An 11,927-nucleotide genomic window follows, 5' to 3' on the forward strand; every position below is an offset into this window, starting at 1 on the left:
GTACGTACGTACGTACGTACGTCGTCGTCGTCGCGTCGCGCGTCGCGCGAGAGAGAGAGAGAGAGAGCAACGTTCGTAATAAACCGAGAGCTTGCCCCCTCATCCGACCCTTTGGGCCACCTTCTCCCCAACGGGGAGAAGAAAAAAAGGCAGCAATCTCGGCACCAAGCCCCAGGCAACACCAATTGACGCAAGCGACCGGCCTGCCTATACGTGACCCACGGTCAGCAGTTCACCGAGGCATCGCCGTCCCGCAAGGGAAGCTAAACCTGCATTTGGAAAGATTGACAGCACTTATCCCGTGCCTTGTCGGAAGCCGGCGATCAGCGACACCGTTTCGGAATGGCACTTGAGGGTAAGTCATGCCACGTTCGATTCTTTCCATTGATATTGCCGACGTCTCGACCTTTGCCAAATCGCTCCGCGAACAGATCGGCCGGCTGGACCGCCAGCCAAGCCATGTGGAGATGCTCAATCTTCTAAGCCGCGCTGCCGGGTTCCGCAATTTCCAGCATCTGCGTGCGTCACGCACGCCATCCGCCGAAAGCGGGCCTCCGTTACCGCAGACACGAGCGGAGACAATGCCCGCCGCCAATGAGGGCAGGGTGCTGAAGACCGCGCGGATTTTCGATGGCGACGGCCGGTTGATGCAATGGCCCGCCCGCCGATCCCAGCAGGAATTATGCCTCTGGTATTTCTGGGCGAAAATCCCGGCCGGCCGCAGTTTCTCCGAACGCGAATTCAGCGGCTTTCTGGATGGTCTGCATCTCTTTCGGGATGCTGCGATGCTTCGGCGTGACATGGTCGGCCTGCGGCTCATCCGCCGCAACCGCGACGGCAGCGACTATCGGCGCATCGAGCAGAAGCCACCGGCGGAACTGCCGCTGCTGCTACGCGCTGTGGTTGGCCGTGATTGAGGAATAGTCAGCGATGTGGCTGACAGGCTTTCATCAAGCCCGAGGACGACGTCGAGTTGATGGAGGCGTGGTGAGCAAGTTTGCCCTCCCGGCGTGAATGCGCCGGGAGGGCTGCAATCCCTAGAGAACCAGACGGAATTTCGCGAAACCTTCCGCGCCTTCACCGGCATCCTCGATCTTCGCGCCCTTGATATCGGCCGCATAGTGGCGGCCTTTCGGGCCGGTTTCGAAGATTGCCGAGGTATTGGCAACCGGCGCGAAGGACCAGTTGGCATCCGCAGACGGGTTGATGGTGCCCTGATCGATGATATAGCGCACGATCACGTCGCGGTTGGTGTCGGGGGCCACGAAGATCACCTTGTCGGCGGCAATATCCGGGAATTTGCCGCCGCCGCTCGCCCGGTAATTATTGGTCGCCACCACGAATTTCTGCTCGGGATCGATCGGCTTGCCTTCAAATTGCAGGTTGACGATGCGATTGCTGTCCGGGTTGACCGCCTTGCCGTCCTTGTCGAATTTCGCCGGTTTGGAAATGTCGATCTGATACGTGACACCGTCGATGACATCGAAATTATAGGACGGAAAATCCGCATTGAGCAGCGGCGCGTCCTTGGCGCCAGCCTCGACAGTGTTGAACATGCCCGCCGACATTTCCAGCCAGTTCTTGACCTGCGCGCCGTTGATCAGCACCGCCTGCACGGTGTTGGGGTAAAGATAGAGGTCGGCGACATTCTTGATGGCAATGTCACCGGCGGGGACATCGGTATAATAATCCGCGCCGCCGCGACCGCCGGACTTGAAGGGGGCTGCTGCCGAAAGCACGGGCAGGTCCTTATATTGACCTTCCTTCAGCATGTCCTTGATGTACCAGGTCTGGGCATTGGAGACGATCTGTACGGAGGGATCGTCGGCCACCAGTGCGAAATAGGAATAGAGCGGGGCGGACGTCTTGCCCACCGGGCGGCGCACATAAGCGAGGGCGGCTTCGTGATCGGCCTTGGCGGCGGCGATGACCTCCGGCTTGTCGGTAAAATCGGCAACGACCTTGCGGTTTTCATCGCGGTGATAGATCGGCCGGGCTTCGGAAGTGAAATCGACGATCTTCCAGCTCTTGCCATCCTTTTCGAGCAGCAGGTCGATCAGGCCCATATGCGAACCCCAGAAACCCGCCATCACGGCAGGCTTGCCCTGCAAGGTGCCCTTGACGGCATCGACGCCCTCGATACCGTCCCAGGTCTTCGGACCGGGGAAGACCAGATGCTGGTGGCCGGTGAAGATCGCGTCGATGCCTTCGACGCCCGCCAGATAGAGAGAGGCATTTTCCATGCGCTCGGTCTGACCCTTGCCGTCGATGCCGGAATGGGACAGCGCGATGACGATATCTGCGCCTTCTTCCTTCATGACCGGCACCCAGGCTTTCGCCGCCTCGACGATGTCGCGCGTCTGCGCTTTGCCCTCGAGGTTCTTGGAATCCCACATCATGATCTGCGGCGGCACGAAGCCGATGATTCCGACCTTGACCGGGCTGGTGACGCCCGCACCGTCGCGGATCTGCTTCTCCAGAATGACATAGGGCTTGAAGAACAATTCGTCGTTCTTCGGATCGGAAGCAAGCTGGCCCTTGGTGAGGTTGGCGCAGACATAGGGGAAACCCGCTCCCGCCAGCGTGTTCGACATATAATCGAGGCCGTAGTTGAATTCGTGGTTGCCAAGCGTGCCGCAGTCGTAGCCCAGCACGTTCATGGCGTTGATGACAGGATGCTTGTCGCCAGCCTTCATGCCGCGCTCATAGGCGATATAGTCGCCGAGCGGATTGCCCTGCAGGAAGTCGCCATTATCCACCAGCATCGAATTTCCGGCTTCGGCACGGATGGTGCCGATGATCGAGGCGGTGCGCGCCAGCCCCATCGTGTCGTTCGGCTTGTCGGCGTAATAATCATAGGGAAAGACGTGAACATGGATGTCAGTCGTTTCCATGATGCGCAGATGCGCCTGATTGGCGGCCGCACGCGCGGCAAACGGGTGCAGCATCACCAGCGCTGAGGAGGCGGCAATGCCGCTGAGAAGCGAACGGCGGCTGATGGGGTGGAGAGCGAGAAGCGACGACATGGGAACTCCTTCGGATGAAGCTTGCTCTGTCATGGAAGACGACAAGGTAGAAGCAATCGCCGAGGAGTCCATCATCAAAATGACAGGCCGGTGACGGAGAGGCCTGTTTTCAACCGTTTGATAAATTTTTTGTCACGACTGCGCCGCATGCGCCATCGCAAGGGAATGCGCTGCGTTCGCTCGGCGCATTCCGATTTCGAAAACCAGTGGCTTAACGCGCGAGCGTCGGCTTCACTTCTTCATGGAAGAAGCGGAAATAGGAGGAGAGCTGCGCCAGCGTATTGGTGGAAAGCTTCAGCTGCAGGCCGAGGCGGTTTTGATGCTGCCATTGCACCTCACCCTCGATGAAGCCCAGATCCTCGCTTTGCACCTTGACCCGGCTACCCTTGGCGGCCGCGAAAGGCCCGTCCAGTTCGAGCGCCATGCCGGTGGCCGACAGGTCCAGCACGCGGCCTCGGGTCGACTGGCTGAAGTAATGCACGGTCGCAAAGATCCTAGTCTTGCTCCGGGGCGCGGCGCGGGTCACTATGTTGAGGTTGTTTGCCATTTTGCTGCTCAAATCAATTTGTTTCCGATGCCCCAACCATGACGCATAAAGCTTGAAGCCCGTTTAGTTCATCAGTTAAAATTGCAGGTAATCTTGCGATTATGCTGTATCGATACGGCACTGGTAACAATTGTTCCGGGCAGAGCGCACATGTACATAAGCGATATCGGTGCGGCTCAGGAGATGTTCGGCGCGTGCGACAATATCGCCTGTCGCTGTCACGGCGCCGGTGCCGTAGACGATCCTGTCGTCGCTGCCATATCCGCGAACGATATAATCGGGGCTGTCGAGCATCGGGGGAACGGCATCCGTCTGCGGATATCGCTTACAGGCCTCAGCGTGAAGAAAGATCGGACCCGTTTCGGCATAGGGTTGGAGCGAGGGAAAGGGCCGGTAGGCGAGGATTAGCATGCCTTCACCCTGATTGATCTGGGAGAGGCAATGACGGCACGGCATGCCGCCCGGAGAAACGGCCTTCTCCGGCGGGTTGCCATAGGCGTCGGCAGCACCCGCCCGGAAAGCCTCGGCATCCTTAGCCGGCATTGCTGTAAAAACGAGATTGGTCATGGTGGGGTCCTCCCGGTTCGGATGGGCGTTGCTTCTTTGCAGCTATGATCTCGAAACAGGACACTATCCACCCGATTCTTGAGGGGTGATGCAACCAGCCCATTGCGTGTTTCGTTAGCATCGGGAATCAGTGACGCTCCTCGATCCCGGAAGGTCTGATTTTATGTTCCGTCGTTTTCTGGCCGCCGTTCCGCTGGCTTTCGTTTCGTTGACGGCTCCGATTGAGGCGAACGCGCAGGTCGCCTCCGGTCTCGACGGCCTGTCCGACGAGCAGCTGCAGCAGGCGGTCAATTTCGTTATCGGCAACGCAATCTTCTCGCTCTACCACGAGGGTGCGCGCATGCTGATCTCGGATTTCGGAACCCCGGATACCGGCAGCGTCCAGGCTCCTGCCGATCAGCTGGCGGGCACGCTCATCCTCCAGGCCAATGAGGAATGGCTCGATACCGCGCTCGTCAACGCCACCGACAGCTGGTATCTGGCGCGCGAGGCGGAGACCTTGCCCGATCACGAAGCGCCGGTCTTTTCCGCGCTGGTGCCCGACAGAAGCCGCGACCGCAACATGGCCTGCCTGATGGTCGGCCGCGACAAGGACGGTTATGGCGATCTTGCCGCGATGATGGGGCTGGACAATGCCGAATTCGGCAAATGCGCCGCCGCCTATCCGGGCGTCGCTTCGGCCTGGGAGAATTTTCTGGCGCCCCACCGCAGCCAGACACCGTCAAGATTTTCCGTCAGCTATGTGCCGCCGCGTGACCCTGAACTTGAACCCTATGCCATCATGGTCAAGGAATCGAAGGTTCTCGATCTCATCAGCCGAAGTTTCGGCGGTTATGGCCTCAAGGGCGACGTCAAGCTGACGGCAAAGTCCTGTGGCCGCCCCGATGTCTACTGGTCCGCGGAAAAGCGCGAGATCACCTATTGCTACGAGCTTGGCAAATTCCAGGCGGAGCTGATCGCCGATCATCTCCTGAACACTGTTACGGAAGACAAGGGCGCTGCTGGCGGACAAATTCCGACGGCGGTCAATCTGGAAAGAGAAATCTGAGGCAGATTGCCGGCGCTGGCGATCCAGCCTCCTGAATGATGGAGGAAAGTGCCATGCCGAAGGTCGTCGTTCGCAATTTCGCTATCTCGCTTGACGGATATGGTGCCGGGCCGGACCAGAGCCTGCAGAACCCGCTGGGCGTGAACGGCAAAGAGCTGCACCAATGGGCGTTCAAGACCCGCACCTTTCACCGCATGTTCGGCAAGGAAGGCGGTTCGACCGGCACGGATGAGAAATTCTCCGAGAAAAGTTTTGAAAATATCGGCGCCTGGATTTTGGGGCGCAACATGTTCGGCCCTATCCGCGGCGCCTGGCCGGATGATAACTGGAAGGGCTGGTGGGGCGATGAGCCACCCTATCACGTTCCGGTTTTCGTGTTGACGCACCATGAGCGCCCATCGTTTACGATGAAGGGCGGCACTGTTTTCCATTTCGTCACCAAAGGCATCGAGGCCGCTCTGGACATGGCGCTCACCGCCGCTGACGGCAAGGATGTCCGCATCGGCGGCGGCGTTTCCACCATCCGGCAATATATGGCCGGGGGCATGATCGACGAATTGCATCTGGCGCTTGCGCCGGTTTTCCTTGGAAAGGGAGAACATCTGTTCGAAGGGCTGGATTTACCTGCGCTCGGTTATCGCTGCACGGAGACGATATCGGGCGAGGGGGCCACACATCTCGTCATCGACAAGGCATGAATGCAGCGTCTCTCCACTCTCATTCCTGTGACAGGCACAGGAATGAGGAGGCGTTTGTATAGGCCGAAACCTCAATTGCGCAGCGAGATTTCCAGAAGCTCGGTATCGGAAAGCGGCTCCACCCAGGCCTCATAGGTGCCGACAGGCGAAAAACCCATCATCTGGTAAAGCTGCAGCGCCCGCGGATGGTCAAGCGTATTGGTTGTCACCGTCACGCGTTTGGGATTGTCCTGCCAGGCGGCGTAAAGCGCCTGCAACAGGAACCACTTGCCGACACCCGCGCCGATCGCCTCTTCGAGAAGCCCGAAATAGGAAAGCTCGGTCACCTCGTCGTTCGCCTTGTTCAGCTCGAAGAAACCGGCAGGCGCGCCGTTCATGTAAAGAACCGTGACGCTGTTCTTGGGGTCCTTGAGGACGGCGGAGAGTTCCGCATCGCTCATGCGCATGCGTTTTTGCCAGTGCCAGCGTTTTCCCACCCGCCAGTAAATATAACGATAGAAGTGCAGGGGAATATCGGTAACCCGCATCAGCGCCGTCTGGATGTTGACGGGGATCGGCAGGCTGACCTTCGGCGGAGCAGTCATTTCCAGCTGTGTGACATGCGCCTTCAAAGGGCCATGCGATACCAGCGGGACAGGCTCGGCGGGGCCGGTGACGACAGGCGTATCTTCCAGTCCGCCCCATTCTGACCAGGAACCGTCATAGAGCGAATTGTCCCGGTGGCCGAGTGATTCCAGCGCCAAGGTGATGACGGCGGCGGTGACGCCCGAGCCGCAGCTGGTGACGACCGGCTTGCTGAGGTCGATGCCCGCATCGGCGACCATCTTGCGGATGGCGGTAAGGTCTTTGAAATGGCCGTTTTCGGAAAAGGCAGTGGCCGGCAGGCTGCGTGCGCCGGGCATATGGCCAGAGCGCATGCCGGCACGCGGCTCGGCCTCGTCGCCGGTGAAGCGGCCGGCGCCACGGGCATCGGCGATCTGCTTTTCGCCGCTGTCGACGATGCCGCGCATGGTCGACAGGGAAGTCACGCGCTTCTCGTTGAAGTCAGGCGTGAAGGTGGCGGGTGCAATCTCCGGCGTGCCGGTTTCAAGCGGCCGGCCTTCGCGCTTCCAGCCGTCGAGACCACCATCCAGCACATAGGCCTTGCGCACGCCCATCACCCGCAGCATCCACCACACGCGCGGCGCGGAAAAGAAGCCGGGGCCGTCATAGACCACGATCGTATCCGTATCGCTGAGGCCAAGCGCACCGGCCTGTTCCGCGAAGAATTCCGGCGAGGGCAGGGAATGCGGCAGGCCGGTGGTATGATCGGCGATCTTGTCCTGATCGAAGAATACCGCACCGGGCAGATGGCCGGCTGCGAATTCTTCCGCGCCGTTGCGCTTGTGCGCCGGCAGATACCAGGAGGCATCAACGACACGAAACCCGGCCGTGCCGAGCTGCTTTTCCACCCAGTCCGCCGAAACGACGAAACGGCTCTTATCCGTGCTCACGATGTTTCTCCCAATCTCAGGCAACAGCTTCAGGCGCGCCGAAACGAATGCGGAACCGCCTGTTCTCCTTGCCCTTCTTTTCTATCTTGGCAATGTGAATATCGCCCACTTCCTGCGTTTCGGAAACATGGGTGCCGCCGCAGGGCTGGCTGTCGATGCTGGAATTTTCGCCGATGCAGACGAGGCTGACCCGACCAAGGCCCATCGGTGGGCGCACATTCTTGGATTTGACGATGCCCGGATTGGCCTGCAGCTCCTCGTCGGTGATCCATTGCAGGAAAACGGGATGGTTGGCTTTCACCAGCTCCATCAGCTTTGCCGTCACCTCGTCCTTGTCGATGGTCTCGGACATGTCGAAATCGACACGCGATTCGTCCTCGCCGACGGCGGCTCCGGTAATCGGCCACTGGCAAACGACGGATAGCAGATGGCAGGCGGTATGCATCCGCATCAGCTTGTAACGACGCGGCCAGTCCACATGCAGGGTCAGTTTTTCGCCGATCTCGGGGGAAGGCTGGCCTTCGAGCGGCACATGGACGATCACGCTCTTGTCGGCGCCGTTTCTGGTGATGCCGAGTTCGATGCGCGAACCATCGGCCCGCTCGAGAAAACCGCTATCGCCCGGCTGGCCGCCGGAGGTGGCGTAAAAGCATGTCTGGTCTAGCTCTATGCCGCCATCCTCATGCACCGCCGTGACGATCGCTTCTGCGGTGGAAAGATAAAAATCGTCACGGAACAGGGCATTCACAGGCATTTCGGCATGTCCTCAAACGGTTTCGTACGGAACCGCAATCTCGCTTTTCGTCGCCAGCCACTGCGGAATGGGAAGCCCCTTGGAGCGCAGGAAATCCGGGTTGAACAGCTTCGACTGATAACGATTGCCGTAGTCGCACAGTATCGTCACGATTGTATGCCCCGGACCAAGCTCGCGGGCAAGACGGATTGCGCCGGCAATGTTGATACCCGAGGAGCCGCCAAGGCAAAGGCCCTCTTTTGTGACCAGGTCGAACAGCACCGGCAGCGCTTCCGCATCCGAAATGCGATAGGAGAAGTCTGGTGTAAAACCTTCCAGATTGGCGGTGATGCGCCCCTGTCCGATGCCTTCGGTGATGGAAGATCCTTCCGATTTCAGCACGCCGTGCTTGTAAAATTCATAGAGGGCCGCACCCTCGGGATCGGCAAGGCCGATCTTGATGTCAGGGTTGAAATCGCGAAGGCCATCGGCCACGCCCGCAAGCGTCCCACCGGAACCGACCGAGCATATGAAGCCATCGACCTTGCCATCCGTCTGGTCCCAGATCTCAGGCGCCGTCGTTTCGATGTGGGCCTGCCGGTTGGCGATATTGTCGAACTGGTTGGCCCAGATCGCGCCGTTTTCATCGGTCGCGGCGAGCTGTTTTGCCAGCCGGCCGGAAACCTTCACGTAATTGTTCGGATTGGAATAGGGGGCTGCCGGAACCTCGACCAGCTTGGCGCCGAGAAGCTTCAGAGCGTCCTTCTTTTCCTGGCTCTGCGTCTCGGGAATGACGATGACCGTCTTGTAGCCCAGCGCATTGGCGACCAGCGACAGACCAATGCCGGTATTGCCCGCAGTACCCTCCACAATGGTGCCGCCCGGTCGCAACTGACCGCGCCGCTCGGCGTCGCGGATGATATAGAGCGCCGCGCGATCCTTCACCGATTGACCGGGATTGAGGAATTCCGCCTTGCCGAGGATTTCACACCCCGTCGCTTCCGAGGCGGCTTTCAGACGGATGAGCGGCGTGTTGCCGATAGCACTGAGCGCAGAGGGATGAATGGTCATGATTGAGCCTTCTTGTCTGAGCGGAAATTAGGTGCCGTTATGTCCCGTTACAACCGCCTCAAGGCAAGAAATTATCTTCCCGGCTTTGGCTTAGCCACGCAAAATTTTGCCGATACCCAATTTTATGCGTTCTTCTTGACGTCGGCATAGGCCGCAAGCGCTCTTTCACGCGCTTTTCCGTGGTCAATGATCGGCAACGGATAGGTCTTGCCAAGCTCGATGCCCGCCTTTTTCAACACTTCTTTCGGTGCTTCGAACGGCTTGTGGATGAATTTCCGCTCGAGCTTTTCGAGTTCGGGCACGAAGCGGCGCACATAATCGCCATCGCCATCGAATTTTTCGCCCTGCAGGATGGGGTTGAAGATGCGGAAAAACGGCGAGGCGTCCGCGCCCGAACCCGCCACCCATTGCCAGTTGGCGGCATTGGAAGCCGGGTCGGCATCCACAAGCGTGTCGCGAAACCATTTTTCACCCTTCCGCCAGTCGATCAGCAGATGTTTGATGAGGAAGGAGGCCACGATCATGCGCACCCGATTGTGCATGGTGCCGTGTTTCCACAATTGCCGCATGCCGGCATCGACGATGGGGTATCCCGTCATGCCGCGCGTCCAGGCCTCGAAGGCTTCTTCATCATCCCGCCAGCCGAAGGCGTCGAAACTGTCGTTCCAGTTTTTTTCGTCCAGTTCGGGAAAGTGAAACAGCAGGTGGTAGCAGAATTCCCGCCAGACGAGCTCCTTGCGGAAGCGGCTGATATCGTTGGAGGCGATATGGCGTGAGAGGCCTTTCGTCGCGTGCCAGACGGCGGCGGGCGATATTTCGCCGAGAGCCAGATGTGGTGCAAGCAGCGAGGTGGCATCCTTTGCCGGAAAATCACGGCCTTCTTCATAACCCTTCAAGGCGCCATCAATGAAATCGTCGAGTCTCTCCCGCGCACTAATTTCGCCCGGGGTCCATATTTCGCTGAAATCCTTGGCCCAGTCCGGTTTGGATGGCAGGAGCTTCCAATCGTTGAGTTTCTCTGATTGAGGCCAAGTGTCCGGTGCTTTCAGCCTCTTCGGCGCATCCGCCGGCGCATGTGGCTCCTCACCGCCCTCCAGCGCCCGCCAAAAGGGGGTATAGACCCGGTAGGGCCCGCCGGATTTTGTCTGTACCCGGGATGGTTCATGCAGCAGATGGCCGGCAAAGCTTTGAACCGTCAGGCCGTCGTCCCTCAGCGTCTGTTTCAGTGCCTTGTCCGTCGCCATGCCCGCCGGATCGTAGCGGCGGTTCCAGAACACTGTGTCGGCACCGGTTTCGGTTATCACATGGCGTAACGTCTCTTCGGCGTCGCCGCTTGCGAGCAGCAGACGGCTACCGGTTTTTTCCAGCGCGGAGGCTAGGGCGGCCAGCGAGTGGTGAAGCCACCATTCCTGTGCACAGCCCAGCGGCCCGGAGGATTTCTCCCTTATATAAAGCGGTATCACGGGGCCGCCGTGTTCGAGCGCCGCAAGCAGGGCGAGATTGTCCGCAAGGCGCAGGTCCTTGCGGAACCAGACGATGACGGGAGAGGATTCTGTCGGCATGAAAAGACCCGGTTCACTTCCGCTTGAACGAGTGTTGAAACGCTTTGTTCCGCAAATCAGCTAGAATGGGAAGATGGGGCACATGGTTTCTCGAGGGTTATTTTTTCGACCTTGAAACCGCAGGTGAAGGGAACCAACTGGAGGAGCCGGCGTTTGTCGCGGGTTAATAGAGCATGGAAGTGCAATCAATGTTGCTGAATGACGTTAAGTGGGAAAAGCCCGTTACCATCTCCCTTGAAAACGGTGCTCCCCGGATTTTCAACGGCGTTTACGAAGCCTTCGATTTTTTACAGCACGAATGGCCGGAACGCGGTGGCAAAGCGCATGAACAGGCCCTGCGCCTGTGCCGTTCCTCGCTGATGGGCGATGTGGCAGGAGAAATCGCCCGCACCGCCTTCGTTGCCGCAAGCCGCCAGGCGCAATGCCTGATGGAGGACAAAGCGGAGGAACAGAATAAGATCGCATCCTGATCCGCATTTTCAGGACCGAAACCAGAGAGGCCACCCGCCAGAACCGGGTGGCCTTCGTCATTCAGGGGCAGGAAACGGGTTGTTTCGAACGCAGGATATGGCATCGTGCAGGCGAAATGACGGATCAAGACGGCAATGAGCAACCACTACGGCTATATTGTTTTTCCAACGGCACTCGGCCATTGCGGCCTCGCTTGGGCAGGGCGTGGCATAGCCCGTCTGCAATTGCCCGGCGCTGATGCTGGCGAAACCGAAAAGCTGCTGCTGAAACGCCTGCCATCCTCCACGATCGCTGTTCCCGAGACACGGACGCGTGAGGTGATCGCGATGATCACCCGCTATTTCAGCGGCGAAGCAATCGATTTTGCCACCGTCGAACTCGATCTTGCCGGGCAGGATCGTTTCTTTCTCGATGTTTACGCCGTTGCGCGGCAGATCGGCTGGGGCCGCACGACGACCTATGGCGGCATTGTGAAAACGCTTGGCCTTGGCATGGAAAAGGCCCGTGATGTCGGACAGGCGATGGCGAAAAATCCGGTGCCGCTCATCATTCCCTGCCACCGCGTTCTGGCTGCGGGTGGTAGGCTGGGCGGCTTTTCCGCACCGGGCGGCACCAACACCAAATTGCGCATGCTCGATCTCGAAAATGCCGGCCGCAGCAACGCGGATGATGCGCAGGGCAGCCTGTTTTAAAGCAATGACAGATCAGTGC

12 protein-coding genes are annotated in these 11,927 nt (G+C 59.2%); 5 read left to right on the forward strand and 7 right to left on the reverse strand.

Translation table 11 applies throughout. From position 1 onward, the window contains the following. Positions 1–362 precede the first annotated feature (362 nt). On the forward strand, positions 363–917 hold the full coding sequence (locus tag AGR13A_RS05715; protein WP_035217763.1) for a DUF2087 domain-containing protein: 555 nt from the start codon (positions 363–365) through the stop codon (positions 915–917). A gap of 120 nt (positions 918–1,037) precedes the next feature. Here the strand turns inward: AGR13A_RS05715 and AGR13A_RS05720 are convergent, their stop codons facing one another. The 3 genes from AGR13A_RS05720 to AGR13A_RS05730 form a co-directional block, all read right to left on the reverse strand. Then, entirely contained in the window at positions 1,038–3,026 is a 1,989-nt protein-coding gene (locus AGR13A_RS05720; RefSeq protein WP_035217762.1) for a bifunctional 2',3'-cyclic-nucleotide 2'-phosphodiesterase/3'-nucleotidase, read from the reverse strand. Positions 3,027–3,237: 211 nt separating this feature from the next. Continuing rightward, positions 3,238–3,573, reverse strand: a complete 336-nt coding sequence (locus AGR13A_RS05725; RefSeq protein WP_035217761.1) for a PilZ domain-containing protein — start codon at positions 3,571–3,573, stop codon at positions 3,238–3,240. Between the two features lie 99 nt (positions 3,574–3,672). Further along, a complete protein-coding gene (locus AGR13A_RS05730) occupies positions 3,673–4,140 on the reverse strand; it encodes a DUF1203 domain-containing protein (protein WP_035217760.1) in 468 nt (155 codons plus the stop codon). Between the two features lie 163 nt (positions 4,141–4,303). Between AGR13A_RS05730 and AGR13A_RS05735 the strand changes: the two genes are divergently transcribed. After that, a complete protein-coding gene (locus AGR13A_RS05735) occupies positions 4,304–5,188 on the forward strand; it encodes a DUF4344 domain-containing metallopeptidase (protein WP_035217759.1) in 885 nt (294 codons plus the stop codon). A 53-nt stretch (positions 5,189–5,241) separates the two neighbouring features. Beyond that, on the forward strand, positions 5,242–5,886 hold the full coding sequence (locus AGR13A_RS05740; protein WP_035218898.1) for a dihydrofolate reductase family protein: 645 nt from the start codon (positions 5,242–5,244) through the stop codon (positions 5,884–5,886). Between the two features lie 71 nt (positions 5,887–5,957). Here AGR13A_RS05740 and sseA read toward each other — a convergent pair whose 3' ends face one another. From sseA to AGR13A_RS05760, 4 genes are all read right to left on the reverse strand, one after another. Continuing rightward, positions 5,958–7,379 (reverse strand): 3-mercaptopyruvate sulfurtransferase, encoded by a 1,422-nt coding sequence (gene sseA / locus AGR13A_RS05745; protein WP_035217758.1) that lies wholly within the window; start codon positions 7,377–7,379, stop codon positions 5,958–5,960. Between the two features lie 16 nt (positions 7,380–7,395). Then, positions 7,396–8,133, reverse strand: a complete 738-nt coding sequence (locus AGR13A_RS05750) for an alanyl-tRNA editing protein (protein ID WP_080834136.1) — start codon at positions 8,131–8,133, stop codon at positions 7,396–7,398. Between the two features lie 12 nt (positions 8,134–8,145). Further along, complete coding sequence (locus AGR13A_RS05755) at positions 8,146–9,183, reverse strand: cysteine synthase A (RefSeq protein WP_035217756.1); 1,038 nt, start codon at positions 9,181–9,183, stop codon at positions 8,146–8,148. Positions 9,184–9,305: 122 nt separating this feature from the next. Continuing rightward, positions 9,306–10,745, reverse strand: a complete 1,440-nt coding sequence (locus AGR13A_RS05760) for a cryptochrome/photolyase family protein (RefSeq protein WP_080834138.1) — start codon at positions 10,743–10,745, stop codon at positions 9,306–9,308. 188 nt (positions 10,746–10,933) lie between these two features. Between AGR13A_RS05760 and AGR13A_RS05765 the strand changes: the two genes are divergently transcribed. Further along, a complete protein-coding gene (locus AGR13A_RS05765) occupies positions 10,934–11,215 on the forward strand; it encodes a DUF982 domain-containing protein (protein WP_164056191.1) in 282 nt (93 codons plus the stop codon). A 135-nt stretch (positions 11,216–11,350) separates the two neighbouring features. After that, complete coding sequence (locus tag AGR13A_RS05770; protein WP_080834142.1) at positions 11,351–11,908, forward strand: methylated-DNA--[protein]-cysteine S-methyltransferase; 558 nt, start codon at positions 11,351–11,353, stop codon at positions 11,906–11,908. Positions 11,909–11,927: the final 19 nt, after the last annotated feature.

The organism is Agrobacterium genomosp. 13 str. CFBP 6927, from assembly GCA_900012615.1.
GTDB lineage: Bacteria > Pseudomonadota > Alphaproteobacteria > Rhizobiales > Rhizobiaceae > Agrobacterium.